At 72.3% G+C, this 26,048-nt stretch carries 18 protein-coding genes and 4 pseudogenes; 4 read left to right on the plus strand and 18 right to left on the minus strand.

The features are described 5' to 3' along the window. Positions 1–432: transposase (locus tag ACZ51D_RS39695; protein ID WP_465665122.1), on the plus strand; the 432-nt coding region annotated here is incomplete at its 5' end. 550 nt (positions 433–982) lie between these two features. After that, positions 983–2,482, plus strand: a complete 1,500-nt coding sequence (locus ACZ51D_RS39700; protein ID WP_465665124.1) for an SDR family oxidoreductase — start codon at positions 983–985, stop codon at positions 2,480–2,482. Positions 2,483–3,288: 806 nt separating this feature from the next. Here the strand turns inward: ACZ51D_RS39700 and ACZ51D_RS39705 are convergent. Next, a pseudogene (locus ACZ51D_RS39705) lies at positions 3,289–4,265 on the minus strand (hypothetical protein); the annotation flags it as partial. A 236-nt stretch (positions 4,266–4,501) separates the two neighbouring features. Further along, on the minus strand, positions 4,502–5,221 hold the full coding sequence (locus ACZ51D_RS39710; protein ID WP_465665126.1) for a DUF4241 domain-containing protein: 720 nt from the start codon (positions 5,219–5,221) through the stop codon (positions 4,502–4,504). Positions 5,222–5,528: 307 nt separating this feature from the next. Between ACZ51D_RS39710 and ACZ51D_RS39715 the strand changes: the two genes are divergently transcribed. Further along, positions 5,529–5,732 (plus strand): hypothetical protein, encoded by a 204-nt coding sequence (locus ACZ51D_RS39715; RefSeq protein ID WP_465626768.1) that lies wholly within the window; start codon positions 5,529–5,531, stop codon positions 5,730–5,732. A gap of 281 nt (positions 5,733–6,013) precedes the next feature. Here the strand turns inward: ACZ51D_RS39715 and ACZ51D_RS39720 are convergent, their stop codons facing one another. The 9 genes and pseudogenes from ACZ51D_RS39720 to ACZ51D_RS39760 form a co-directional block, all read right to left on the minus strand. After that, the gene (locus ACZ51D_RS39720) at positions 6,014–6,478 is read right to left on the minus strand and encodes a DUF4352 domain-containing protein (RefSeq protein ID WP_465665128.1); all 465 of its coding nucleotides are present in this window, start codon (positions 6,476–6,478) and stop codon (positions 6,014–6,016) included. After that, positions 6,471–7,534, minus strand: a protein-coding gene (locus ACZ51D_RS39725; RefSeq protein ID WP_465665130.1) for an IS630 family transposase whose coding sequence is annotated in 2 segments (ribosomal slippage) — positions 6,471–7,087 and positions 7,087–7,534 — 1,065 coding nt in all. Because the reading frame shifts where the segments join, the coding sequence is not laid out codon by codon here. The genes ACZ51D_RS39720 and ACZ51D_RS39725 overlap by 8 nt, the downstream gene beginning before the upstream one ends. A gap of 146 nt (positions 7,535–7,680) precedes the next feature. After that, the gene (locus ACZ51D_RS39730) at positions 7,681–8,361 is read right to left on the minus strand and encodes a hypothetical protein (protein WP_465665132.1); all 681 of its coding nucleotides are present in this window, start codon (positions 8,359–8,361) and stop codon (positions 7,681–7,683) included. Positions 8,362–8,549: 188 nt separating this feature from the next. After that, positions 8,550–9,182 (minus strand): hypothetical protein, encoded by a 633-nt coding sequence (locus ACZ51D_RS39735; RefSeq protein WP_465665162.1) that lies wholly within the window; start codon positions 9,180–9,182, stop codon positions 8,550–8,552. Between the two features lie 266 nt (positions 9,183–9,448). Then, entirely contained in the window at positions 9,449–10,120 is a 672-nt protein-coding gene (locus ACZ51D_RS39740) for an adenylate kinase family protein (RefSeq protein ID WP_465665134.1), read from the minus strand. Between the two features lie 14 nt (positions 10,121–10,134). Beyond that, positions 10,135–10,311, minus strand: coding sequence for a hypothetical protein (locus ACZ51D_RS39745; protein ID WP_465626800.1), 177 nt, complete (start codon positions 10,309–10,311; stop codon positions 10,135–10,137). Positions 10,312–10,449: 138 nt separating this feature from the next. Further along, positions 10,450–10,731 (minus strand): hypothetical protein, encoded by a 282-nt coding sequence (locus ACZ51D_RS39750; RefSeq protein ID WP_465665136.1) that lies wholly within the window; start codon positions 10,729–10,731, stop codon positions 10,450–10,452. Between the two features lie 595 nt (positions 10,732–11,326). Continuing rightward, a pseudogene (locus ACZ51D_RS39755) lies at positions 11,327–11,555 on the minus strand (ISL3 family transposase); the annotation flags it as partial. A gap of 451 nt (positions 11,556–12,006) precedes the next feature. After that, complete coding sequence (locus ACZ51D_RS39760; protein ID WP_465665138.1) at positions 12,007–12,462, minus strand: LppU/SCO3897 family protein; 456 nt, start codon at positions 12,460–12,462, stop codon at positions 12,007–12,009. 104 nt (positions 12,463–12,566) lie between these two features. Between ACZ51D_RS39760 and ACZ51D_RS39765 the strand changes: the two genes are divergently transcribed. Continuing rightward, the gene (locus tag ACZ51D_RS39765) at positions 12,567–13,805 is read left to right on the plus strand and encodes a hypothetical protein (protein WP_465665140.1); all 1,239 of its coding nucleotides are present in this window, start codon (positions 12,567–12,569) and stop codon (positions 13,803–13,805) included. Here ACZ51D_RS39765 and ACZ51D_RS39770 read toward each other — a convergent pair. From ACZ51D_RS39770 to ACZ51D_RS39800, 7 genes and pseudogenes are all read right to left on the minus strand, one after another. Further along, positions 13,800–14,620, minus strand: a pseudogene (locus tag ACZ51D_RS39770) (IS5 family transposase); the annotation flags it as partial. The gene ACZ51D_RS39765 and the pseudogene ACZ51D_RS39770 overlap by 6 nt on opposite strands. Then, a pseudogene (locus ACZ51D_RS39775) lies at positions 14,610–14,711 on the minus strand (aminotransferase class I/II-fold pyridoxal phosphate-dependent enzyme); the annotation flags it as partial. The pseudogenes ACZ51D_RS39770 and ACZ51D_RS39775, both read right to left, overlap by 11 nt. Before the next feature lie 105 nt (positions 14,712–14,816). Beyond that, positions 14,817–16,232: a DUF6519 domain-containing protein gene (locus ACZ51D_RS39780; protein WP_465626070.1), complete on the minus strand. Its 1,416-nt coding sequence runs from the start codon at positions 16,230–16,232 to the stop codon at positions 14,817–14,819. A gap of 43 nt (positions 16,233–16,275) precedes the next feature. Beyond that, the gene (locus tag ACZ51D_RS39785; RefSeq protein WP_465665142.1) at positions 16,276–18,495 is read right to left on the minus strand and encodes a hypothetical protein; all 2,220 of its coding nucleotides are present in this window, start codon (positions 18,493–18,495) and stop codon (positions 16,276–16,278) included. A gap of 100 nt (positions 18,496–18,595) precedes the next feature. Continuing rightward, positions 18,596–22,369, minus strand: a complete 3,774-nt coding sequence (locus ACZ51D_RS39790; protein ID WP_465665144.1) for a putative baseplate assembly protein — start codon at positions 22,367–22,369, stop codon at positions 18,596–18,598. Then, the gene (locus ACZ51D_RS39795) at positions 22,366–25,575 is read right to left on the minus strand and encodes a putative baseplate assembly protein (RefSeq protein ID WP_465626064.1); all 3,210 of its coding nucleotides are present in this window, start codon (positions 25,573–25,575) and stop codon (positions 22,366–22,368) included. The genes ACZ51D_RS39790 and ACZ51D_RS39795 overlap by 4 nt, the downstream gene beginning before the upstream one ends. Next, positions 25,572–26,045 (minus strand): GPW/gp25 family protein, encoded by a 474-nt coding sequence (locus ACZ51D_RS39800; protein WP_465626062.1) that lies wholly within the window; start codon positions 26,043–26,045, stop codon positions 25,572–25,574. Before ACZ51D_RS39800 ends, ACZ51D_RS39795 begins: the two co-directional genes overlap by 4 nt. Positions 26,046–26,048: the final 3 nt, after the last annotated feature.

The following is a 26,048-nucleotide window of genomic DNA, read 5'->3' on the forward strand; positions in this document are numbered from 1 at the left end:
AAGATCGTGGGCAGGAAACGCAACATCGTCACCGACACCATCGGCCTGCTGCTCGTGGTGCTGGTCACCGCCGCGAGCGTCCAGGACAACGCCGCCGGCAGACAGCTGCTGACCGTGGTCGCAGCCGAGCACCCGACCATCGGCAAGGCCTGGGCCGACATGGGCTACAAGACCGCCGTCGTCGAACACGGCGCCACGCTCGGCATCGACGTCGAGATCGTCCGTCGCGACCCCACCACCAGGGGATTCGTCGTCCAGCCCCGACGCTGGGTCGTCGAGCGCACCTTCGGCTGGCTCATGAACCACCGCCGCCTGGCCCGCGACTACGAAACCCTCCCAGCCCGCTCCGAGGCCATGATCCACCTCGCGATGATCAGCCTCATGACCCGCCGACTCACCGGCGAAACCACCCCCACCTGGCGCGGCACCTGAACCCCCAGAGTCAGGGACGAAACGCCCAGTGAGCTGCAAGATCGCGACCGGGACGCCATCGGCGGGGGACTCGCATAGGGACCAACATCAGAACCCCGCCAGCCGGTCACCGGCATCACGCCGACACTCGGCGGCCCCGCTCGACGATCTCGGCCTTGAACTCCGGCGTGAACGAACGGCGAGGGCGCGGCTTCTTCTTCCCCATGCTCTCCATGATGGACATCATCCTTCCGGGGCCGAAGCCCCTGATCAGGAGTGTCTGTCAAAGCGAAGCAGGCCCGGGCAGGCCGATGGCCGGGACCGACGGCAGACCGCATCCAGGGCGGCTGCTGGAGGCCAAGGGCACGGAAGGCACCGGGGCCGCAGCGGTTCGAGCAGCTGGCCTTCGCCGCCACTGGGAACAAGCCCCGCACGGCCCGGCCGCCCGTCGGGGCACTGCTTTGCGTGTTCGTGTCCATCGCGCCGGCTCCGAAGCACATGCGCGATGCTGGTTACGTCGTTTCGGCACCGGCGCAGGCCCGCGAACGCGGCTTTCGAAGGAGGAGTCGACATGGATCCGCTGCAGCCCGGCCCACTGCGCTGCCTGGTGACCGGTGCGACCGGCTACATTGGCGGCCGGCTCGTCCCCGAACTGCTCGCCCACGGGCACACCGTACGGTGTCTGGTACGGGATCCCGGGCGACTGCGCGACCATCCCTGGCGGGCTCGGGTGGAGACCGCCACCGGTGACGTCACCCGCCCCGCAACCCTCGCCGGGGCCTTCGACGACGTCGACGTCGCCTACTACCTCATCCACTCGCTCGGCACCGGGCCCTCGTTCGAGGCAACCGACCGCGCGGCCGCCCGCGCTTTCGCGGCCGCCGCGGCGGCCGCTGGCGTCACCCGGATCGTCTACCTCGGCGGCCTCGTCCCCGACTACGCGGCCGCAGACCTCTCCCCCCACCTGCGCTCCCGCGCCGAGGTCGGCCGCATGCTCCGAGCCGGCGGTGTCCCCACGGCCGAACTGCGCGCCGCCGTGATCATCGGCTCCGGCAGTGCCTCCTTCGAAATGCTGCGCCACCTCACCGAACGCCTGCCCGCGATGGTCACTCCGCGCTGGGTGTCCACCCGAATCCAGCCGATCGCCGTCCGGGACGTTCTGCGCTACCTGGTCGGCGCCGCCCACCTGCCGCCCGGACTGAACCGCACCTTCGACATCGGCGGCCCCGACGTCCTCACCTACGGACAGATGATGCAGCGCTACGCCCGCATCGCCGGACTGCGCCGCCGCCTCATCCTCCCCGTGCCGCTCCTCACTCCCCGCCTCTCCAGCCTTTGGGTCGGCCTGGTGACTCCAGTCCCGGGCTCCATCGCCCGCCCCCTCGTCGAGTCCCTGCGCCACGAAGTCGTCTGCGGCGAACACGACATCGCCCGATGGGTGCCCGACCCACCGGAGGGCCTGACCGGCTTCGACCAGGCCGTCACGCTCGCCCTGCACCGGATCAAGGACGCCGACGTCGCCACCCGCTGGTCCTCCGCCTCGCTGCCCGGCGCCCCGAGCGACCCGCTGCCCACCGATCCCGACTGGGCCGGCGGCAGCCTCTACCAGGATGTCCAGGAACGCACCGTGACCGCGTCACCCGCCGCCGTCTGGAAGGTGATCGAAAGCATCGGCGGCGACAACGGCTGGTACTCCTTTCCACGCGCCTGGGCGCTGCGCGGCCGGCTCGACCGCCTGGTCGGCGGCGTCGGACTGCGCCGGGGCCGCCGCGACCCGACCCGACTACGGGTCGGCGACTCCCTCGACTTCTGGCGTGTCGAGGAAATCGAACCCGGCCGACTGCTGCGCCTACGGGCCGAGATGCGCCTGCCCGGGCTGGCCTGGCTCGAACTCTCGGTCACACCGGACGACGATCACGGAACGCAATACCGGCAGCGGGCGCTGTTCCACCCCCACGGCCTGGCCGGACACGCGTACTGGTGGGCTGTCGCACCGTTCCACACCGCGGTGTTCGCAGCCATGGCCCGCAACATCACCGAACGCGCCCGCCAGGGGCCGTCGATGAATTAGTGGTGCGTGTCGTGTCAGCTCTCGGGTTGATGTCATGTTCATGAGGTATCTGGTCGGCTCGCAGGGGTCGATGAGGCGGACGGGCAGGGGGGCGGCGGGGTGTCCGTGTTCGTGCAGCAGGGGCCGGGTCTGCTGGAGGAGGGCGCGCATCTGGTTCTCCCCGATGCGCAGGAGGCGGGCGGTCAGCGAGACGGGCAGGAACGCGCTTGGCGGCTGTCAGGAACGCCGGATATCCCTCGAAGGCAACACCGACCACGACCACCGGGAGACGCCCGTGAGCACCCGTCAGCGCCCCGCCGAGCCCGACGACAACGACGACCAGGCCGACGCCGTCGAACCGGCCGAGCCGTCCCGGCCGGGACGCACCGCGTACCGGCGCGGCGCCGCCAACCCGAACGGGTCGACCACCGGGCTGCGCTCCGACGTCCTCGGCGCGCTCGGCGTCCTCAAGGTCGCCACCGCCGACCAGCTCCAGCGCCTGCTGCGGCCAGGGGCGGCGTCGAACAAGGCGGTCCGGCAGGCGCTCGGCGACCTCGCGCTGCATGGTCTGGGCGCCTCCGACGGCAACACCAGGGACCGGCACAAGACCTGGCGGCTGGAGGGCACGGCCGGGCTGGACGCGGCCGGGCAGGTCCTCGGCCTGCCCCGCCCCGAGATGGGCTCAACGGCCAAGGGCGCCGGCACCTCGGGCGCCCCGCACGCGATGGCCGTCAACGAGACGATCGCTGCGTTCGTCCTCGGCGGCAGCGCGCCCGGGGCCGCGGGCGGGGTGGGCACCGTGGCCGACTGGGCGACCGAGGTCGAGTTCCTGCTGCCGGGCGGGCGGCGAGGTGGGCGAGGACGTCGAGCGGGAGACGCGGGTGGTGCGCGAGCCGGCGCTGGACGTCGTGGCCGAGGTCGGTGGCCAGGGCGCGGATCAGAGGCTCGTCGATCGCGGATTGTCCGCGAGCTGAGCCCGGACCCAGGCGACGGGATCCTCGGCGAGCTGCGCGTACACCTGGGGCGGCAGGTCGGGGCGGGCGGCCAGTTCCTGGCGCAGCAGCACCGAGGGGTGGCCGGCGAAGAGCGCGGCGGCTGTGGGGGTGGCCGGGTTGCGCAGGGCCGCCTGCTGGATGTCGTGCACGGCCCACTCATGGGAGCCGTCGCAGGAGGCTCCTGGCGGAAGGCCGTAGTCGGGCTCCGGACAGTGAGCGTCGTGGACGAAAGGGGTCGGCTCGCGGTCGCAGACCGGGCAGGACCGAGCCGCGGGCAGCCCTTCGCCGGTCAGCAGCGCCGCCAGGAGGGCCGGTGGCGTCGCCTCGTTGGCCGCCACCGCGCGGCGGACCTCGGTGTCCGGGTGTCGTGCGAGCCGGGCGGCGAGGTCCGGCGTCGTCCACAGTGCGAGTTCCGCGACGACTCGCACCTCCGGGTCCGCGGCGAGCGCCAGCGCCACATCCGGCGGCAGATCGGGGCAGGCGGCCAGCTTCTCCCGGTGCTCTACCAGGGGATCGGTGGCGAACAGCCGGGCCCACTGCGGCCTGCCGGCGCCTTCTTCGAGCAGGGCGAGCGCCGCGCGCGGCTGCAGGGCGGGGTCGACGTCGTCGGCGGTGAGCCGGCCCTCGTACGCGAGCCGCACCGCGGCCTCCCCGAAGCGGTAGGCCAGCGCCGTCACCTGTGCACGGCTGAGGTCCGGGCGGCGGGCCAGGGCCTCGGCGAGGTCGGCGTCCGCCGCCGCGATCAGCCGGTCGGCCAGTTCGCAGGGCAGGGCCGGGTTGGCGGCCAGCCCGTACAGGACGTGATTCACAGGCGAGCATCCTGCCCGACACATGATCGAACGGCTCGTGGATTTCGGCGTTGCTGCCTGCCGTACCGGCATCCGACAGTGGCCCGAGCACGGCACCTGGCGGACCGGGCCTGCCCCGGTCGAGGTAGACGACAACCCCGCGAGGCGATCACCCTGCTGTGTCGCAGCCGTGACCGGGGACTTGGTGCCTGAGGGTTGTCCCGGCCCGGCGGCAGTCGCCAAAGGGCCGGGCTGTCTCAGTCCCACGGGCTGGTGGGCACTGGGCCGGGGGCGACGATCACGGCGATCTCGCCGTCGCGTGTGCGGCCTATCCAGACCTGGCCCCAGCCTTCCGGGACGCCGAAGGTCAGCAGGTCGGCCCGGCGGGCCTGGTCGCGGACCAGGTCGAAGTAGCCGTCGCAGAGGTCCTCACGGACCGGGTCGAAGCGGTTCTCGGTGTCCCGTCCGATCGGCGGGCAGCCGAAGCCGGCGGCGGCGATGTCGGCCAGGTCGTGGCGGAATGGCTCGGTGAGCGGCTGCCAGGCGGTGGCGTCGGCGAAGCAGCCCATGGCCTCCTCCGCGGTGAACCCCGCGCCGGCAGCGCGCAGGGCCGGGTCCTCGCCCACACTGAGGGCGAGCTCCCACGTGACCATCGGCTCGTCGCGCACGCGCAGGAGCGTCGCGGCGCACTCCCGGTACTCGGTGTAGTAGCCGTCAGAGAGACGGGGCAAGTTGGCCCAGGAGACGTCCACCCGGTACTCGCCAGGCGGGATGCGGACCGCGAGCTCGCGCGGCGGCCCGGTGACCCAGGGCGAGTCCACGACCAACCGGCCGCTCGGCAGCCGGATCGCGGTGACCTCCTGTATTTCGGCGATCTCGATCCAGCTGTACGGGGTGTGCGCATCGCCCCCGATCCGCGCACCCGGCGTGAACAGCCCGTCGAGGTACTCGCGTGTCTCCGGCCTGACCTCGTTCATGCCCGCCCCTCTTCCTCTCTCTCCTGGCAGCCGCCGTCCGGACCGTACAGGCCCCCACCGACAACCGCCCTGGAACCGCGTCCTGTCCCCGGCCAGTGCCGCAGGCCCGGCCCCGCAACGGCGGGGTTGGCGGGGCCGTCAGGCCCCCGGCCCACGGTGCAGGGCTGGGCGGTCGATCAGACCTCGGGGTCTCGGCGCGCGGCTACGGCGTCGGCGAGGGCGGTGCGGCGCTGCTGGGCCTCGCGGATGATCCGGCCGATCTGCACGTCGGTGATGCGCAGGCCCTGCCGGCGCGGGTCTTGCCGCCGTGTTCGGTGCCTGCGAGTTCGGCGACGAAGTTGGCGTAGACGCGCTGCTGGAGGGCGTCCTGACGGGCGATCGGGCGCCGTCGGCGCTTGATCTGGGCGGCGGCGTCAGCCGGTTCGGCTGCGAGCGCGAGCAGCAGTACCGCCGCGTACTCGTCGAGCGCCTCTTGGTGCTCGCCTGGCCACGTGGACGCGATGCCGGCTGACGTGCTGGCGCAGATCCCGGATGAGCCGGTTCGGTGGCGGGTCTGTGCGCTGCGGGCTGGGCCGGCAGACCGGGGGGAGAGGTCCGCCGGCCCAGCCCGTGCACTGCCCGCCCGCGCTCCTTGTTGCCACGATCCGCGGGGCAAACATCTCCGTCTCCCGCAGCGCGTCGGGTGGCCGTGCCGCGGCTGCGCGCCCGCCGACGGGCCGGGTGGGTCAGGAGGTTGCGCGACGGGGTCGCGCGGTTTTTCCAGGGCGTGCTGGAGCTGGTCGCCACACCGTCCTATGAAAGCGACCAGTAGGCGATCGCATCACCGAGAGGACTTGTCGCCGCGATCTTCGCGCCTGACCCCGATGCTGTGCTTGGGGCGTCGAAGGCGAGGTAGCCATGGGTTTTGTCTCCGGCGTAGAGATCTCCGGATGCCAGGGCAGGTGTGTAGCCGCCGGCCGTCGCGTCGGCGTTCCACCGAGAACCATCGGGAGCGACGAGTGTGAAGTACAGCGGGTTGAACGACGTTTTGCCCGACACCACCGTGATGTCCACCGTTGCGACGAGCCAGCCACCATGCTGGGCAGTGAAGACGCTGTTCCCACCTTGAGTGGTGTAGTGAGCCTGGCTCACTGTCTCCGTGTACTGCCCCTGGTCGTCCTTGACCTCGACTGGCGTCCCGATCTTGTACGTTTGTGGCCCTCCCTTGGTGCTACTGAAGTTGAATTCGTGATGTCGGTCTGAGATGTGGTCAGCCATCCATGATCAGGCCGGTGGTGGCGAGGCATCCGTCGATGAGGTGAGGGCGGTACTGGAGTCTCTTCAGGCTGCGTTTGACGGCTCGGGCGAGTTGGTCGATGTCGGAGGCGGCGAGGTTGCCGATGGTGCGCTTGACCAGCGACCAGATGCCCTCTTGCGGGTTGAGGTCGGGAGCGTACGAGGGGAGTTGGAAGACGGTCAGCCAGTCCTTGTTCGCCTCGATGAACTCCTGCATCGGCGGCATCAGGTGGGCACGCAGGTTGTCCCACACGAGCACGATCGGACCGCCGAGCTGGATGTGCGCCCGGATGAGCAGGTCCCGGTAGTCCTGCCAGGTCAGGCCCTTCTTCTCGCCTTTGCGGCCCCGATAGACGTGGAAGCTGTAGAACATCCGCGAGCGCTGACCGGGTTTGTAGCAGCTCAGCCCCGCCATGGAGACCCGGCCGCCTCCTCGGCCGCGCACCCGAACCACGGGCGTGCAGCCGACCCGGCCCCAGGTCCGGGCGCGCGGCGGCCTCATCGACTGCCCGGCTTCGTCCTCGAAGACAAGCCAGGCCTCGCGGGCCGCCGTGGCGCTTTTACCCGCGGCCACGTCTCCTTCTTCCACAACTCGACGGCCGCGTCATCACGCTCGATGGCGCGGTGGGCCGGCTGCTGCCAGGACCAGCCGTGCCGCTTGCGTAGGACCCACGTGCCCTCCACGGTGTAGGAGACGTGGAACATCCGGCCGATCAGCGTCTTCACCCGAGCCAAGGTCCACCGCTGGTCGTCCCAGCCGTGGGCAAGCGGCCCACGCTCCAACTCCCGCTCCAGCCTCACGATCTGGGCATCAGAAAGCTTCGGACGACCCGGCGAACCCTTCGAGGCGATTCCTGCCGCGCCGTCCTCGCGCCACTGCCGACGCCAACGCTCCACCGAACGCACGCTCACCCGCAGCGCAGCCGCGATGTCCCGATTCTTCTCACCGCCCTCGAAGCGATCCACGGCCTGCCGTCGGATCCGCTCCCGCGCGGCCCTCTCCGCGTCGGTCAAACCGCCGCCCTGTGCATACCTCACAGCACACGACTACCGGGACGAACCCTCCAACGGCAGGCGAACGCTACCGCTTCACCCATCCGAGCGACATCACGAGTTCAACTTCAGTAGCCGCAGCGCTACTGCTGGAAGTAGGCGCCGAGCTCGCTGGACCGGTTGTCGTGTGACTAGAGGTGCAACCGGAGAGCGCGACCAGCGAAAGACCAGTCACGACCCCGGCCGTTCGAACGACCGAATTGCTTAACGTCGTCATACAGACGATCCTCGGCGCCAGCAAAGCCGCCCGCAGTACACCGCGTCCAGCCGGGTTTAGGCCGCCAGCCGGGTCCGCCGCCGGGCGGCCGGGATGACCCTGGAGAACATCCAGCAAGCCCTGGAACAGGCCCAGTTCGAGGAACGCTGCGCCGACCGGCACCCCGACGCCCCGCCTCGGCCTCCTCTCCGGGCCGGCGGAACTGGGGAACCATGCCCTCGTGCAGCATCCGAGCCCGGTCCGCCTCGTCCTTGATCTGAGGACGCCTCACCCGCAGGTAGTCGTTGAGGGTGGTGTAGGCGTCCGCGGTGAACCCGTACTCGTCCCGCAGCCGGGCCAAGATCCGCTTGTTGGTGTGCCGCTGCTTCGGCGGCGCCGTCAGGTCCGCCCGCAGCATCTCGTCGATCCAGCCCTTGGCCGGGTCCAGCGCGGAGCGGCGGGTCACCGGCTCTTTCCGCTTCGGAGGCAACGCGCTGTCCAGGGCCTGGCGGACCACCCGGCGGTGGACCGAGTAACGGCGGGCCAACTCCCGGACCGAGGCGTTCTTCAGCCTCTTGTCTCGGCGGATCCGCTCGAACAACTCAACGCGCTGCAAGTTCTCGGCCTCCTGACACGGCCGTGACTACGAACTCACACAGCGTGATGCGGTTGCCGGAGCCCGGTCAATCCCGCACTACTCCAAACGAGTGCACCCCACTGTTGGGCAGACACCTGAATCTGCCCAGGCCGGAACACACGAACAACATCCCGGGCCGCACCCGCCAGCCGACGCCGTCGGCCGCCCTATGGCTTTGGCGGCACGGCTGGCGTAGGCAGGTCGAGAACGCGGGCAAGGGCGGCAACGACCGGACCAGAATGCTCGGGCATCTGCTGATGGATCCAGGCGGTCGCCAGCACGAGGAAGTTGGTCAGGTCGCGCTCGACGCCAGCGAGCAGGTGACGGAGCTCGGCCATGGGCAGCTCGATCACCGGGCTGCCACTCTGCTCGGCGTTGACGGTGAGCCGGACGGTGTCGCCGAAACGTTCTGCAACCGGGGACACGGGCTCGTGGCCGAACCCAAGCAGGCTGCCGCCGTCGACGAAAACGTGCCAGTCGCGCCAGTCTTCCAGTCCGTCGCAGCAACCGGGCAGGAAGGCGACCCCCGTGGAGTGGTCGGTGACTCGCAGGCCACCGGCCGCGTAGAGGTTGTCGAAGGTCAGCAGTCCATGAAGGAAGGACTGGAGCGGGCCAGTCGGCCGTGGCGGGCGGGCACCATCAGGATCGATGTCGTTGCAGGCGATGATGCGCATCATCGCCGTCCCGACCTCGGCGGGTGAGAGTTCGCCGTTCAGGGGCAGGAAGGCGAACGGCTCGACTCCAGCGATAGGCCATAGGTCGAAGCCCTCGGGTGTGTTGATCTCCAGAACAGGCTGCATCACGATCACCTGGCGCAGTGTTCCGTACTCTTGCCCGTATCGCCTCTCGATTACGCCGAGCATCTCGCCTCTTCCGAACCCGGATCCAGAGGAAGAGCTGAGCACCCTTGGTCGTACTGGCGTGCAGACGCAGTTGCCGCCGACACCTCACCGCGCCGGCCGGCAGGTGGGGCCAACCTAAACCGTTCCTCGGTGGGGCCACTTGCAGGGTTCAGGTACGGATTTCGTGAAACCGATCGTGCTTCCGTGCGCTGGGTGACACTCCGTCACTTTCGGGTGGATGCCTGATGCTGTCGCAGCGCGGTGAGCGCGCGACTGGCTATCTCGTCGGGTGTGCCGACAGCGTCGACCGTGACGAGGAGCCCTTGCCTTGCGTAGTGCCGGATGATGGGCTCCACCATCGCTTCGTAACTGCTGAACCGGCCGCGGATGCTTGTCTCTTTGTCGTCCTCACGCTGATAGAGCTCACCGCCGCAGACGTTGCAGGCGTCATCGACGTCGAGGGTGTCCACCGCTGGCTCGTAGACGTGGGCCGAGTCGTTACGGCAGAGGCGACGGGCGGACTGGTGGCGGACGCGGCCCTCCACCTCCTGCTCGGGAAGGTGCAGGCGCACCACGCTGTCCAGGGGCGTGTCGAGTTCGTGGAGCAACTCGTCCAGAGCAAGCGCCTGGTCGGCGTTGAGCGGGTACCGGTCGAGGAGGAAAGCTGTGGGGGCCTGGCACAGGTGGTCCCGGACGACCTTATTGATGATCTCGTCCGGGAGTGGCCTGCCGGAGTTCATGATCTCGGCGGATCGGATCCCCAGGTCGGTGCCCTGGCGGAGGTGAGCGCGCATGAGATCGCCGAGGTTGATGCGCGGCACTGGCAGGGCCCGAGCCAGCGAATCGCTCGGTGTCTCCCACAGCCACGCCGGTGGTTGCAAGATGGCGATGCGCATCGAGCCCGTCGCCATCATCGGCAGATCCAGTAGCTGTCGCGGATCGGGTGCGTATATTGCTCACCGGTCGAGCGAGCCACCACGACACCGCCGTCCTCGTAGGAGACCCGGTCGCCCGCCGCGACGAACACCGGTGCGTCCAGCTCGACCTGGAAGTCGGCGTGGAGCAGGAACTCGCTGAGCAAGAGCATCCGCGGCAGCGGGGTAACCCCATCGATATTCAGGCGCACGACCCAAACATCCCGCAGGGGCCGGTGCCACCGCGACTGGGTTCGGTCTGTCGGCGGCGGCTGGTCGTTTGTGGTTGGGCATGGATTCCGTGACGTCGATCAGCGGGCCGTGACGGTCTGTGGTCGGCGGCCGGCGGCGATCAGGAGGAGTCGTTTGCGCAGTAGGGGTGGTTTCGCTCTGCCGAACATGCTGCGCTTGAGCGCTTTCAGGTCGTTGACGCGGCCCTCGACCGGTCCGGACGACCAGTGGGTGCTCATGCCGTAGACGACGGCGTCGAGGTCGGGGAGCAGTCCGGTGACGAAGCCGGCCAGGCCGCACTGGTCGTCCGCGCAGACGTCGGCGATCCAGTGCGGCAGCCCGTCGCCTTCGCGGTTGGTCATGATGGTCGCGAAGGTGCGGACGTGGCCGGCGGCGGCTGTGAGTTCGGGTGAGCGGGCCAGCAGGGTCTTGAGCTGCGGCTGGTCGTCCTCGCGCAGGTGGTCGGGGTGGCGCGTGATCCAGCCGGCGGCGGCGTGTTCCCCGCGGCCGAACGCTCGGGTCGTAGCGGCCGAATGTAGTCGCGCAGGGTGCTGTAGCTGCAGCGTGCTCCACGTTCTTCCAGCTCGCGGTGGAGCCTGGACACGTTCGTGCAGCCCTCGGCCATGCGCTGTTCGAGGTAGGGCTTGAACCGGTCGGGTTTGCTGGTCCGGTCCTGCCATTTGGCCGTGCAGCATCGCGTCGGGGCTGGCGGCGCGGGCGTACTTGCGGACCGTGTCGCGCCCGAGACCGAGGCGTCTGGCGATCTCGCGCAGGCTCAGGCCCTGCTCCACCTGGGCGCGGACGGCGGCGTGGGTGTCGCGGAGCCGGTCGAGGAACTTCCCCTGCGGGAAGGGCTCGGCTGGCTTCTCTCGGCGATCTGGGCCGTTTCCGGCGCGGGCTCGGGCAGTTCGACGAGGTCGCGGAGCAGTGCACGGTGGCGGGAGACGAGGCGTTCGACTGCTTCGCCGAGGTTGTGCCAGACGTGCCATTTGTCCGCGCAGTGCTGGGCGTTCGGGGCGCCGGTACGGGCGCCGTCGGCGAAGACCTGCGCGCGGTCGCGGCAGACAATCTCGACGCCCGGGTGCTCGCGCAGCCAGGTGGCGACGCTGTCAGCGTCGCGGTCCGGGAGCAGGTCCAGGGGCTGGTGGGTCTCGCAGTCGACCAGGATGGTGCCGTAGCGGCGGCCCTTCGGGTGGCGAAATTCGTCAATGCTGTCGACGGTCAGCCAACGTGCAGCAGGAACACCGTGTGGTCCCGGTCCGCGGGAGCGAGGCGAAGGTTGCCTTCGCCCGCACCGAAGACCAGGCCGAACGTCAGCAGTGTCCGGGAGAAGGCTGGCCCGGATCGGCTGGAGTGCCCCACGTGCGCGCAGGACCGTGCCGCAAGGGGACCTGGATCCGCTGATGCGGCCCGCCCCTGCCGGGCCCGGCCGCCGCTCTCCAACCGCCTTCCTCGGAGCAGTCATGAATCCGTCCGCCCCGGCTGCGCGGGGCGGTGCGCGCGGGCCGGCCGGGCAGTTCAGCGGGGTCGGCCAGCACCTTCACCAGCGGTAGAACGTCGCCTGCGCCGGCAGCTTCCCCGCCTCGGGTAGCAGTGCCCCAGGAATCCCCTCCAGGTCCGCCGGAACCTGTGAAACGTCAGCGGGTCTGACCGTACTCGTCGGGCCAGTTGGGGAGCGGGACAGGGCCGCCCGGCCGATCGGGGTTGAGGGCCAGACAGAGCACGACGACGCTTGTCGATCGCTTTTGGGTGTACGAGCCGAAGACCTCGGGCCCTTCGCCGTAGCACGGCTGGTACTGGCTGGTGTCCCGGATGACCTTGACGACCTTGTACTGAGCCTCCAGCTTGCCGCAGTCCACGATCTGCAGATCCGCTCTAGACGCGACACCGCGATCATGCACGCAGTCACCGACCTGGGCAGCATCCGCCTCGGTCTTGCTCAGCCAGCCGGCGACCAGCAGCCCGACGGTGGCCAAGGCGACCAGGATGAGTGGCGCCCGCACGGTCTTGCCTAACCGGCGCAGCCGCGAGGAGGGGGTCGGTTCGGAGGTGGTCGGGGGTGGGTTGGCGGCTCGGAGCAGCGGGGACGTCATGGCAGGTCCTTGCGATCAGATCATCGGATTGTGGCGCCGAACAGTAGCGGATCTTGTACGGGGCCGGCGTGCCGATCTCCCCCTGACGGCGTCGGGCCGCCCTGGTGTCCGCGATCTGCCGCCCAGCACGCCCACGCCATCAAGCACGGCCTGCGCCCCAACAGCTTCGGACCATCGAGGTACGCCTGACCACCGTCCGCGACTTCGCCCTGCATGTGCACGGCCAGGGCACCACCACCTGGGCGAGCGTCAGCACCCACGACGTGGAGGCGTTCCTGGCCCGCAACCCGTGCCGCCGTGCCGCATCGCTTGCCGGACTGTGCCAGTTCTTCGCCCACGCCCGCCGCGCCGGTCCGATCCTCCACAACCCCACGGCACCGCTGGACGCCCCGCAGCACCGCGGGTTCCGCGGCCCTACCCTCACCCTCGACCATCAGCGCGCCCTCTACCGGCGATGGACCACCAACCCGGACACCTGCCCCCACGAAGCCCTCATCGGCCTTGCCGCCCTCCTCTACGCCACCACCACCACCGAACTGCCCCACCTGACCAACACCGCCGTGGACACCGTCCGCCGCACGCTGCACTTCCCCGGCCGCCCGGTACCCACCCCACTCGACACCGCGACCTGGCACGCCCTTCAGCGCTGCCTGGACCACCGCGCCCGCACCGGATCGGCCAATCCCCACATCCTCACCACCCGCCTCACCGCCACCACCCGCGCCCCCGCCCCGCCGGCGCCGCCCACATCCGCGACAGCCTCACCCCCGTCGGCCTGCTCCCGCCCGTCCTGCGCACGCAGCCCGGGTCCCGGGGGGAACGGCAATCGGCGCGTCCTCACCTGCGAGGACCTGAAGCCGTCGGGGGCTGTAGCCCTGAATGGTGGCGGATGGGTCAACTACCTGCCGTCGGACGCTCAGGGCCGTAACACGGGAGTCAACGCCTGTCTCGGGGGGAAGCCCAGTTCCAGCCGGGGTGAGGACGCGACCGGCAACATCCGGGGCTGGAGCGACGCTCAGAAGCGTGCGACCACCCTTGGGTTCACTCCGAAGTCTGATCTCGCCCGCTGCCACTCTGTGCCGCGCATGGCCGGCGGAACGTCGGACGAGCGGAACGTGACGCCGTGCTTCCAGCGGGGGGCCAACATCAATCAGCGAACCGGCGGCAGGATCGCCAGCAGCATGCGGACATTTGAGACCAGATCCGGGAAGATCACGCCTCAGGGTCCTGTGCTGTACGACGTGCTTCCGCAGTACACCGACGACAAGAGCACCATTCCGAATGGGTGGGGGATGGGGTTTTACGGCTGGGACGCTAGGGAGTGTTCTGAGTTTGGATCATGATGTGGGTCTCAGGCTGCGGAGCCAGATGACGGCACCGCACAGGTGCAGGCCGGCTTCGTAGCTGGTCGGGGTCTTGTCGTAGCGGGTCGCCGGACCCCGCCAGTTCTTGATCTTGTTGATGGCGCGCTCGACGGTGTTGCGGTCGCGGTAGAGGTCCGCGTCGTGGCTGACGGGCCGTCCGCCGCTACTGCCCTTCTTCTTGCGGTTGGCGGCCTGGTCGTCCTTCTCCGGGATCACCGCCTTGATGCGGCGTCTGCGCAGGTAGGCGCGGGTACCGCGGGCGGAGTACGCCTTGTCTGCGGCGACCGCGTCGGGGCGGGTGCGGGGCCGGCCGACCGGGCCGCGGACCTTGATCTTGTCCATGACGGCGGTGAACTGCGGATTGTCCGCGCTCTGGCCCGGCGTGACCACGAAGGACAGCGGACGGCAGCGCCGCTCGGCCGCCAGATGGGTCTTCGTGGTCAGCCCGCCCCGCGAACGCCCCAGCGCGGCTGCCTTGAGCCGCGCCCGGCGGCGCCGACGCATGCGGCGCTTTCCTTCTCGTGCGGCCTCGTCCGCAGCACTGCCCTGGTCGGCTACCGGCCCGGTTTGTCCCTTCGCAGGATCCCCTTTTCCTCTGCGACCGCCTTCTCCAACTCCTCCAGTAGCTCGGCGTCCACGACCATCCCGGCCGCGTGGTGGTGTGCTCGGGCGACGGTGGAGTCGACGCTGACCAGCGACAAGTCAACCTGGCCGCGCGCGGCGGCCTCAGCGATCATCCCGTCCATCAAGACCTGGAAGACGCCCTTGAGCGCCCAGGAGTAGCTGGGGCTCCACCCGGACCGGCCGGACGCCGGCGAGGACGAGGCCGGCGATGACGGACGTGTGCGCGTCCCGACCAACGAGCAGTTCCTCGTGCGGCCCGGTCGTAGGAGCGCTCGCCCTTTGGCGGCGTGTCCGGTGACGGCCTCGGCCAGGCCTGGGGCGGGGTCTGGCCGATGAGGTACTCGATGCGCGGGCCGTGGACACGCCCTACTGCGGGGTGGGGGCGGTCAGCGGGGCGAAGGTCTGCCGGAGGTCGACGACCGTGGTGGGGCCCTTCACCCAGGCGAGCGGGGCATGGTGCACCCGGACTCCGGCCGGTTCCCGGAGCAGCGCTTCGCCGGCCGCGTTCTGCGGCCACTCCACCGAGCCGGTGGCGGTCCGCGCGGGGATGAGCCAGTAGTCGCCCCGGGTGTATTCGCCGCCCGGCCGGAAGTACACCTGGACGCCGTCCTCCAGGTCGAGCCAGGCGCCCTCCTGGAGCTGCAGGGCGCCGCCGGCCAGCGGCAGGGCGTCCCGGCCGCGGGGCGCCCGGTGGTCCCAGCGGCGCAGGAACGGGTGGCGCTCGGCCAGCCGCCCGACCTCCGGCACCGGTTCGGCGGACAGCCGCACCCGGCGCCCCGGCAGGTCGGTCTCCTCCACCTGGAGCAGGTTCGCCGCCTCGCCCCGGCTGACGTACGCGCTGTCCGCGACCTCGACCCAGTCGCCGACCGAGAGGCTGAGCTTGTCGTCGTCGCCCAGTGTGGTGAGGTCGGCCCAGACGCCCTCGATCGAGGCGATCGGCAGGACGACCGAGCCGTTCTCCCGGGACCACTTGAACGTGGCGCAGCCCTCCGCCGAGCCGCCGTGGTGGACCTCCACCCGGTACAGCTGGTTCTCCGGGCCCCGGTAGCCGGCCTCGGGGTGGGCCAGGCACGGGTCCTCGCTCGCCCGCTCCGGCCGCCGGGCGCGCGCGGCCAGCAGCCCGCCCGGCCGCTCGTGCGCCTCGGCCCACGCGTCGAAGGCCTCCCGCACCCGGGACGCCCCGCCGTCCGGAACGCTCAACTCCGAGGCGGGCAGGGCGAGTACCTGCCAGACGAGCTTGGCCCGGGCCGCCGTGTCGGGCATCGCCGCACCGAGCGCGACCTCGCGGATCTCCGGGTCCTCGACGGCGGTGACGCTGCGCTCCCAGACCTTCAGGTAGACCAGGAACGGGAATTCGCCGGGCAGCCGGTCGCCGTCGCGCTCCTGGTCCCGGTAGGCGTCCGGCTGGTCCCAGTACGTCCAGCCGGCGGGTGCCTCCCGGGCGTCGCCGCCGTCGCCCTGGCCGCCGTCGTGGGGCACGGCGATGCCGGGCTCGGGCCGGTCGGCCTCGCACAGGATGCCGTCCACGTAGTAGCGGCCGCCGCCGATGGTGAGGTCGTCCACGTCGTGGTTGCCCGGCAGGTAGCCGATCGCGAATCCGGCCGCCGCGGCCGGTCCGCCGCGGCGGCCGATCAGGTCGGCGGCGAGCGTGCGCAGTTGGTACCGCTCGATTGCGGCCTGCTCGTTGGCGTCGGCGTCGAGCTGGACCCGGCCCTGCTGGGTCAGCACCGCGGAGTAGTGCTTGCCGGGCCGGAAGGTCAGGCGCGAGAAGTCTGCGTGCACGGTTTCCCTTTCGGATTCACTCGGGGCGGGTCGTCGGTGCGGGTCAGGAGGCGTGGAAGATCCCGGCGTCGGTGCCGGCCGGGGTGTACTCGGCCAGCCGGGCCCGCAGGTTGTCCTCGCGCTGGGGCTGGAACAGGTCGTGGAAGGCCCCGAGTTCGGAGCGGTCCTCGGCGCCGCGGGTGATCTCTGGCGCGCACCCGGCGGCCAACTGGCCGTAGCCGGGCGTGCCGTACCGCAGGCTGGTGAACAGCGGGCGGACCCGCTCGGCCTCCAGCTCGCGCAGCCGGGCGGCCTGCGCCGGGTCCAGCTCGCCGCGCTCGACCAGCTCGGTCACCGCCGAGCGCACCAGGTCCGGCTGGCACTCGTACCGGCGCGGGGTGCGCGAGCACGGCGGGACGTAGCAGAACCGCAGGCAGCCGAGCGAGCGGCGGGCCACCCGCAGCCGCCCGGTGAACACGCAGTCCTCGGCGATCGGCACCGCGTGGGTGTGCACCTCGCCGACCACCGTGGACCGGTGGGCGTGCAGCAGGGCGTAGGCGTGCTCGCAGTCGGGCCCGGAGAGCGCCGGGCGCTCGGGCCCGGTGGCGTCCAGGATGCTGTCGGCGAGGTGGATCTCCAGCGGGTCGGTGTCGACCTCGTCGCCGACGACCTGGATCGTGCCCAGGATGCTGCGCTCGATCGTCACGCAGGCGGTGGTGTGGTCCAGCACGAGGCTGGGCTCCTGCGGCGAGTGCGGTTCGCAGTGCGGCTCCAGCGACCAGCCCGGCACCAGGGTGCAGTGCCGCAGGGTGACGGAGGCCAGCGGTCCGGTGACGTTGACGCCGCGACCGGTGATCAGCAGCCCGTCCAGGACCAGCCGCCCGCCCGGGCGGACGCCCCGGACGTTGAGCGCGTCCGGCCGGTTGCTGTACCAGTCGAGCAGCCGGATCACCGGCCGGGTGCCCTCGGCGGCGCGCAGTTCGAGGCGGTCGTCGGCCGCCAGGTCGAAGTCCAGCTGTTCCTGGTAGGCGCCGCTGTGGGTGATCTCGATGATGGCGGCGCCGCCCGCGCTGCCGGACTCCTGGTCGGCGCGCCACTTCTCGTAGGCGTCGTTGATCCGCTCGTACGGCCCGCCGGGGCCGACCCGGTAGACCGTCCGGTGCCGGGCCTCCGGGCGGTCGCGCGGGTACTCCCCGCCGCCGGTGTCGTCGCCGGACGCGTAGTGGTAGTCGACCCAGACGCCGCGGCGCGGGGCGGAGCGGGCGCCGAAGGCGATCCGGCCGAGCAGCGGGTCGACGGCGACCTGCCCGCGCTTGGGCCGGTACGTCCAGCCGCTCAGGTCGGCCACCGTGATCTCGGCGGGCGGGACCGGCTCCTGGGCGCCGTCGCGCCAGATGGCGAAGCTCTTGCCCGGCCCGTAGTAGTCGGCCAGGCGCTCGGAGAGCTGCCGGCGCCGGATCGGGGCCGGCACGTTGTCGATCGTCGCGAGGTGGGTGGTCGACGGCTCCGGCTCGGGTTCGGTGACCAGCTGGGCGTCGTTGCCGAGGACCGAGAAGGTGAAGAGGTTCCTGGCCCGGTCGATGCAGTACGCGGGCGCCCGGGTGACCGGGTACGGCTTCAGCCGCCAGACGTACAGGGCGACACCGGCCGGCGTGTAGCCGCCCTGGCGGCGGGTGGAGGCGGCCCGGCGGACGTCGGCGGTGTGCGCCTGCCCGTCGAAGGGCCCGCCGAGCAGGTCCAGCTCGGCGCCGCGCCGCACGTCGACCAGCCGGCCCCGGCTCAGCCGCTGACGGTCGGCCGGCTCCTCGTCCGGGCGCAGCAGCCGCACCGGCTGGGTGCCGCCGAGCAGCCGGGAGAGCTCCACGGCCCGGGCCGGCCAGTCGGCGACCGAGGCGGACAGTTCCTCCAGCAGGGCGAGCGTGCCCTTGCGCCGGCGGTTGGCGACGGTGTTCGCGACGTCGTGCCGCGGCGCCAGCCGGGCGGCGAGCCGGTCGCGGGCCGCGGCCCGCTCCGGGGAGGCCCCGCCGTGCAGGCCGGTGGCGAGCACCTCCTCGTAGCCGGGCAGGATCCGGTAGCCGACCAGGTCGCCGAGGTAGGCGACGGCCCAGTCGGCGGCGGTCTCCACGAACCAGTCCTGGTAGCCCTGTTCGACGCCGCTGCGGACGACGTCGACCTGCTCGGCGATGACGGCCAGCAGGGCGCGCAGCGGCTCGCCGGCCTCGGCGTCCCGCAGCCGGTGCCACTGCGGCAGCAGCTCCACCAGTTCGTCCGGATCACGACTCATGCGCCCACCTCGCTTCGCTCGGCAGGGGCATTCGCCCACACGCGCCTCTTGACGGTTCGCTCTCCCCCGGCCTCCGGCCGGGGGGACCCCCACCGCTCGCTCATCGGAGCACCTCCTTGAGGATCAACGTGTCGGGCAGGTTCGGTGACAGCAGGGCGAGTTGGGCCGGGCGGATGCCGCGGAACACCGTCACCACGCGGCCGGGCGGCAGCGGCCGGGTGTCGGTGACGGACGGGTTGAGGCGCAGCAGCTCGGCGACCGAGACGCCGTTGCGGGCGGCGACCTCGGTGAGGGTCTCCGCTTCGGGGCCCCGCACCCGGTACCGCTGTTCGTCGAAGCGGGCGAGTCGGGCCGGGACGGTCGGCTGCGGCTGGGCGAGCCGCTCGGACAGGTGTTCCAGGCCCTCCGGGGTGAGGCTGCCGGGCACGCCCGTGAAGGCGTCGGCCTCGACCCAGTCCACGCCGGGGACGGCCTGGGCGGCGGTGAGCACCTCGGACAGGTGGGCGCTCTGGCCGAGTCGGCGCCCGGCGTAGCCGAGCCGGTCGAGCAGGGCGCGGCGCAGCGCCGGTTCGACCAGGTCCCAGGAGTGGTCCGGGTCGACCTTGACGCTCAGGGCGACGACCAGCAGGACGAGTTCGCGCAGCGCGACCTCGACCGGCAGCTTCGGGTCGCCGTAGGTGGTGAGCGAGGACCGCAGGGTGCGGATCAGGTCGGAGTCGGCGGTGAGCGGGATGTCGTCCACCCCGGCCACTGTGACGTGGACGAGCTCCCGCCTGCCGTCCGAGAGCCGGGTGGCGCTCGCGCGCCCGATGCCGGCCCGCGAGCGGGTGAAGTCCTCGTAGTCGGGCACCGAGACCAGCCGGTCCAGGGCGGTGACGGCGAGCGGGATGGTGCGCCTGGCCAGGCCCGGGCCGTCCGGTCCGGCGCCGCCGGTGGCGGGCAGCGGGTTGACGACGGCGGAGACGCCGAGCGGGCGGGTGGTGAGCTGGGTGATCCGTCCGGCGCCGACGTTGCCGCTCTCGCCGATGCCGATCCGGTAGCGGGCGCGGACGTTCTCCCGGCCGGTGGGCAGGCGTGAACCGTGCACGCCATCGCCGAAGGTGACGGTGGTGCGGCCGTCGGTCGTGGTCGCGCTGACGTAGACCTGTTCGTCCGAGCCGCGCCCGGCGAGGCTGTCGACCTCGTGCCAGCGCACCCCGTCGACCCGGACCTCCAGGGTGCTGCGCGCGCCCCTGGGGGTGTCGGCGGCGAGCCAGGTGAGCGGCGACTGCCAGAGCGTGAAGCGCTGGCCGGGGATGCCGGCGTCGCCGCTGCCGATGGCCTCGTCGCGGGTGGCGCCCTGGGTGGCGCGGACCACGTTGCCGAGGACCTGGACGGTGTCGCGCCGGTAGCGGAAGGCGAGGCGGGCGCTGAGCGTGATGGCGGTGCGGACGGTGTCCCCGGGCAGGCGCGGGTCGACGCTCTGCCCGACGCCGGCGATCATGGCGAGTTCGGTGCCCCGGACCCCGGTGGTGTTCGGGATGTCGGTCCGCTCGCCGCTGACCGCGATCCACCGGCCGGGGGTCAGCCCGTCGTAGAGCCGGGCGAGTTCGATCCGGTCGCCGTGGACCTCCTCGGTGACGGGCTCGTCGGCGAGTCGCAGCGACTCGCCGCGGGCGTAGACGGTGGCGTCCCGGATGTCCGAGAGCTGGGTGTCCTTCTCGTCCAACCACGGCTGCTGCAGGGACAGTTCGGTCACCTTTCCGGTGATGCCGAAGTCGGCGCGGGAGATCACGCGTACGTCGGTCACCCGGGTGATGACCTCGGCGAGGTCGCGGCTGCCCGGGATGCCGCCGTCGATCCCCTTGCGCGGGCGCTGGATGACCACCCAGCTGCCGGGCGCGATCTGGTCGTACACGGCGTCGAGGGCGAGGACCGTGCCGGAGACCGGCTGCAGCTTGGTGGTGAACACCACCTCGACCGCGGGCGGCGACTCGTCGGTCGCGGTGTAGCGGTGGACCCGGACGTTCAGCTCGCCGGACTCGCCGGTCTTCTCCTGGCCCGGGTCGAGCTGGTAGTCGAGCGCGGCGCCGGGCCCGCCGTCGACCTTCACGTGGATGCGGCCGTCGGCCTGCGGGCGGGACACGACGACGGTGCGCTCGGGCAGCTTGGCCAGGAACTTGGCGCTGACCCCGGCCTCCTGGTCGGGAGCGGGCACGGCGGCGCGCACGGCGGCGGCGTGCGGATTCGGCGCCGGCGGCTCGGTGGTGACCACCTTGACCTGTCCGGGCCCGAAGGGGAAGGTGTGGTCCCACGGCAGCGAGAAGGCGTTGTGCGTCAGGCTGCCGGCTTCGACGTACGTGAAGTCGGCGGTCTTCGGGACGGTGCCGGCGGTGTCGAAGCCGACCCGGACGCCGATCAGCGTGCTGCCGGAGAGCGGCCAGTCCACGTAGCGGTCGATCCGGCCGTCGTTGCCGTAGACGGGCTTGAGCGGCGCGGTGGCGCCGAACGGGGTGGCGACCACCCGCATCGCCTGGATCTCGTGCACGGCGAGCGGCGCCGTCAGGTCGACCCGCCGCCAGGCGGGGTAGAGGCCGTCGCGCAGCCGGGGGTCGAGCGCGGACAGCAGCTGCACGCCGAGGTCCGAGCCGGGCGCGAACAGGCGCTGCGGGTCGCGGGCGAGGTCCCGGGCGCTCAGCGGGGGCCGGGTGGGGGCGGTGCGCAGCGCCGCCAGCACCGAGCCGAGTCCGCGGACGGCCGGGTCGGCGGTGCCGATGCCGGGAGGGTGCGGTCCGGGCTTGTCGGGAGCCTGCGGCGGCTCCAGCTGGTGGGCGCGGTCGCGCAGGCCGGACAGCTCCTCGCCGAGGCGTCCGAACCAGTCGGCCACCGGCTGCTGGGAGCGCGCCAGTTCGGCGGCCTCGGCCGACCGGGAGATCACCGGGGCGAGCCGCTCGGCGAAGTCCGCGGGGGTGCTCAGCGGGCCGGACGGCCGGTCGAGGTCGGCGCGCAGCGGGGCCAGCACCTGGTCGTCGAAGTCCCGGACGATCCGGCTGTGCCCGGGCCTGGGGTTCGGAGCGTTCTCGGTGACGGTGATCCAGTCCGCCAGCTCGGCGCGCAGGTCCTTGAGGGTGCGCAGGTCCCGGGGCAGCCCGATCACCGTGACGTCGTTCTCGCGGTCGAGCCGCACCTCGGGCACCAGCCGCAGCACCCGGTGGACCGGGTCGGCTGCCTTGTCGGCGCTGAACACGAACAGCAGCCGGTCGCCGGGCTTGATGTTGTTGGCGGTGCCGGCGGCGAACAGCTCGGCCCGGCCGCCGGGGTTCAGCTGTCCGGGCGTCAGCTGGTACGGGCGGCGGCGCAGCACCGCCAGTTCGTTCCAGGCGGAGCGGGCGGCGAGGTCCTCGGCGGTCTCGAAGGACTGCGGGTCCTCGCCGGGGCCGGGGACGCTCTGGCTGCGGGCGCCGCGCGGGATGGTCACGGTCGGGTCCTCGGCGGCCCGCGGGTCGTGGTCGAGCGTGTAGGCGAGGTAGGTGTCGGCGGCGACGCCGGGCCGGGGCCGGTGCCCGACCAGCCGGCCGAGCAGGGTGAGCGAGCCCTCCTCGGTGGCGGTGCGCAGGTAGCCCTCGTTGGCGATCCGCTCCGAGTAGAAGGTGAGCACGTCGGCGAGCACGGCCCAGGAGTCCAGCAGCGCGATCGCCGGGTCGTCCGGGGTGCGGACGGTCAGGTCGCGCAGCGCCGGGTAGGCGGGTCCGGACAGCCGGGCGAGCAGGCTGTCGAGGAACTCCCCGTAGCCGCCGACCCGGTAGCCGATGGCGTCGAGCCCGGGCGGGTTGAACAGCGGTACCGGCGTCGCGGTGGCGGTGCCCGCGCAGCCGCAGGTGCACTGGCCGCTCATCGGCCACCTCCGATCACGATCGAGAGCCGGCCGTTCTCCGGCCAGTCGGAGTCGTTGTCGCAGCCGGCGATCTCCAGCCCGCCGAGCCGCAGCAGCCCTTCGGCCAGCTCGCCGTCGTCCCGCCCGAACTGCCGCCGCAGCCGGGTGACCCGGGCACTGACCACGCCCGGTACGGCGGCGGCCGCGGCCACCAGCCGGGAGACCCGCACCGGCTCGCCGAAGCCCAGCGCGTCCGGGTGGAAGAAGCCGAGGCGGCCGTCCGGCAGGGCGCGGTTGCTCAAGCCCCGCCGCAACTCGGCGAGCACGTGGCCGCGTTGGTAGCCCGGGGCGGCGCAGACCTGCAGTTCGAGGTCGAGCGGCACCACCAGGGCGGGGCGGACGACCAGGTCGTGGCCGATCCGGCGGTACGCCTCCAGGCCGTGTCCGACCGCTTCGAGCAGGGCGGTGTCCGCGGTGGCGTGCCCGTACGGCTCGACGGCGACGTGGACCTCCTGGACGCTGCCGGTCCAGCGGAGTTCGGCGGCGGCCCGCCGGACGCCCGGCAGGGTTGCGGCCAGCTCCGCGTAGTCGGCGGCGGTGACGGCGCGCAGCCGGGTGCGGCTCAGCGCGAGCGGGGCCGACTGCCGTACCTGGTCGAGCGGTTCGGGATCGGTGCCGCCGCTCGCGGGCATCGGGTTGCGGACCCGGAGCAGCGCGTCCTGCGGCGGTACGACGGTGCTGCGCCCCCTCGGGTGGGGCGGCTGGTCCTGGCAGACCACCAGGTGGTTGATGGCCTCCGCGCCGACGTTGCCGGCCGTGCCGTTGCCGATCCGGTAGGCGACCCGCAACTCCGCGCCGGGCCGGGGCGGCTGACCGTGCCGCCCGTCGCCGAAGCGCAGCGCGAGGTGGCCGTCGTCCTCCGGCTCGCCGACGAAGTGCCGGTCGCGCGGGCCGTCGGCGAGCAGGTCCCGGCGGGGCGTCCACTCCTGGCCCCCGGCGGTGGCCCGGACGGCCGGCAGTGCGGCACGAGGGTCCTGGACGGCGATCCCGGACGCCGGGCCGGCCAGCGCGGGGGAGTCGGGGTCGAGCCCGGAGGCGTACCGGCCGCCCCAGCTCTGCGCCACCTCCCAGACGCCGGGCCGCCGGAGCACCCCGCCGGAGCGGGCCCGGGCGGTGAGCACCTCGAGGCGGCGCAGTTTGGCGGCGAGCAGGCGGGTGCGGCGGGCCAGCAGTTCACGCAGCCCGGCGGCGGGCCGTTCGGCGAGGTGCAGCTCATGGACCACCTGGGCCCCGAACAGCAGGGTCAGTTCGGCGAGTTCGGCGCGGGAGAGGGGGTGGCCGCAGTCCGCCCGGTGCCACAGCTCCTCCAGCCGCCGGCGGACCCGTTCGGGGATGCCGGCGAGCAGGGCGGCCTGCCGGGCGCAGACGTGCGCCCGGTCGGGGTAGGCGGCCGCCTGGGTGACCGGCGCGTAGCGCAGCACCGGCCGGAAAGGCTGCGGCAGGACGGGGTAGCGGGTCTGGTCGAGCAGCGTCTCCAGCGTCGCCGCCTGGGCGTCGGCCGTGGGCGGCTCGACCACGCTGCCCTGGCCGTCCTCGCCCTCCGCGCTCGCGCCCGGCGCGAGCTGGATGCTCAGCCCGGCCCGCCGGACCGCCGCCTCGCCGAGCAGCGCGTACAGCTCGCGGACCTGCTGCGGGCCGAGCTGGCGGCCGGTCCTGGTCCGGTCGAGCAGTTCGTGGATCGCCTCCGCGGCGGGGCTGCCCCCGGTGCGGTCCGCGCAGCCGGATCCGTCCGGCCCGCAGGGTGCCACCCGGACCGGCTCCGGCGGCACCGCGAAGGTCTCCGGGGCTCCGCCGCAGAAGGTGAGCGAGCGGCCGTGGTCGACCAGGACGACGTTGCCGCGGGCGACGCTCACGTCGGTGATCGGGCCGCAGTCGCTCCCGCCGTGTGCGGACAGGCAGACCGGGAAGGAGAGGGCGTCCTCCGGTGCCCACTCGACCTCGACCACGGGCTGCCGGTACAGCTCGTCGACCAGGTGGGTGACCGAGGTGAGCCGGACGGCCTGGCGGTGCGCGGGGTCGGCGTCGGCGGCGGCGCCGGTGCGCGGGCCGAGCACCTCCTCGACGACCAGCAGGTCGCCGGGGCGCAGCGCCAGGTGCCGGGTGCGGTCCTCGGGCCGGTCGGCCTCGTGCCAGTCGTCGCGCAGGGTGGCGGAGGTCGCGCCCTTCGGCAGGACGCAGTCCTGGTCGCCCCAGGTCCAGAACCGGATGGTGTTGTGCTCGGGGCGCAGCACCAGGTCCGTTCCGCCGAGCGGCTCGAACACCTCGACCGCCGCGGTCCGGCTGAGCGCGTCCAGTTGCTCGTCGGGGATCACCGTGGACAGCTCCGGGCGTTCCTGCGGGCCGAGCCGGCTGACGTCGACGGCGGCGAAGCGGAAGCCGCCGGGGTGGAGGGTGAGCGGGCGGTCCGTCGCCAGGGCGACGAACGCCCGGGCGTTGCAGCCGTCGTGCACGGCGTAGTCGATCAGCCGGACGTGCCGGCGTACCGAGACCCGGCGTCGGGCGGTGTCGAGGTACGCCTCGGTGGCCACCGCGTCCTGCTGGTAGGAGAGCTGGTCGGCGGTGTGGGCGAGCAGCTCGACCAGGGTGATGCCGAGGTCGGGCAGGTGCCGCTCGGTCCAGCCGGGGGTGGTCAGGCTCATCCGGTCCAGCACGAGCCGGCGCAGGCTCTCGTAGTCGCGGGCGGTGTAGTCGATGACGGCGGACGCCGGGGCGGAGGGCGGGCAGCTCTCCTCGGTGCGGCAGTCGTAGGGCGAGGGGCAGTCGGCGCCGAAGGAGAACCCGGTGCTCGCGTACCTCGGGTCGAAGCCCGGGTACGGTCGGGTGCCCGGCCGGCCGTAGGCGTCCGCCTCGACCACGGTCAGCCGGTAGCGGGAGGTGTCGCCGGCCCGGTCGAGGGTGACGTGCATCCGGTCGTCCAGCTCCGGGTCGTCCGCGCGCTCGATATCGACCGCGAGGGCGCGCAGTCCGGTGATCCGGCGGCCGCCGTCGACGCGGATGTTCTCCAGGCCGAGCTCGCCCGGCGCCCGGCCGAGGAAGGTCACGGTCAGCGTGCGTCCGTCGTCCTCCGGCTCGGCGCCGTCCAGGCCCAGCAGGTGCGCCGCGCGCACGTCGGCGCGCCGCGGGTCCGCCCCGCACTGTGCCGTCGGGCGTTCGGATCGCCCGGTCATGCCGCCACCCCGCCCTCGAACACGTCGTGCCGCTGCGTACCGGTCCGGCGGACCACGTAGGCCAGCTCGACCCGCACCACGTTGTCCTCGCTCTCCACGTCGAGCCCGGCGACCTCGATGACGTCGCCGAGCCACCGCTGCAGCGCCGCCTGGACGGACAGCTGCAGGGTGGCCGCCAGCTCCGGGCTGTTCGGCGCGAAGACCAGGTCGAGCAGCCCGCAGCCGAAGTCCGGGTGCATGACCCGCTCACCGGGGCTGGTGAACAGCAACTGCTCGATCAGGTCGCGCACATGGTCGTCGTACGCCGCCTCGGCGGTGCGCCCGCGGCTGTCGATCCGGAACGGGAACGCGAGGTCCGTCCGGGCCGGACCGGGCAGCGGAGCCGTCGGCCCGGCGCCGGGCCCGGGCTGCTGTGCGGCGTGCGCACCCCCGGTGTTCATGGGCCCGGTGTCCATGGGCCTGGTGTTCATGGG

The sequence above is a fragment of the Kitasatospora sp. NPDC033851 genome (assembly GCF_055576085.1).

Coding starts and splice junctions, on each gene's coding strand:
- ACZ51D_RS39735 (WP_465665162.1), bottom strand. CDS start 9,182: ATGCAGCCTGTTCTGGAGATCAACACACCCGAGGGCTTCGACCTATGG.
- ACZ51D_RS39710 (WP_465665126.1), bottom strand. CDS start 5,221: ATGAACGAGGTCAGGCCGGAGACACGCGAGTACCTCGACGGGCTGTTC.
- ACZ51D_RS39700 (WP_465665124.1), top strand. CDS start 983: ATGGATCCGCTGCAGCCCGGCCCACTGCGCTGCCTGGTGACCGGTGCG.
- ACZ51D_RS39790 (WP_465665144.1), bottom strand. CDS start 22,369: ATGAGCGGCCAGTGCACCTGCGGCTGCGCGGGCACCGCCACCGCGACG.
- ACZ51D_RS39750 (WP_465665136.1), bottom strand. CDS start 10,731: ATGACCAACCGCGAAGGCGACGGGCTGCCGCACTGGATCGCCGACGTC.
- ACZ51D_RS39795 (WP_465626064.1), bottom strand. CDS start 25,575: ATGACCGGGCGATCCGAACGCCCGACGGCACAGTGCGGGGCGGACCCG.
- ACZ51D_RS39760 (WP_465665138.1), bottom strand. CDS start 12,462: ATGACGTCCCCGCTGCTCCGAGCCGCCAACCCACCCCCGACCACCTCC.
- ACZ51D_RS39740 (WP_465665134.1), bottom strand. CDS start 10,120: ATGCGCATCGCCATCTTGCAACCACCGGCGTGGCTGTGGGAGACACCG.
- ACZ51D_RS39785 (WP_465665142.1), bottom strand. CDS start 18,495: ATGAGTCGTGATCCGGACGAACTGGTGGAGCTGCTGCCGCAGTGGCAC.
- ACZ51D_RS39720 (WP_465665128.1), bottom strand. CDS start 6,478: ATGGCTGACCACATCTCAGACCGACATCACGAATTCAACTTCAGTAGC.
- ACZ51D_RS39800 (WP_465626062.1), bottom strand. CDS start 26,045: ATGAACACCAGGCCCATGGACACCGGGCCCATGAACACCGGGGGTGCG.
- ACZ51D_RS39745 (WP_465626800.1), bottom strand. CDS start 10,311: ATGCTCTTGCTCAGCGAGTTCCTGCTCCACGCCGACTTCCAGGTCGAG.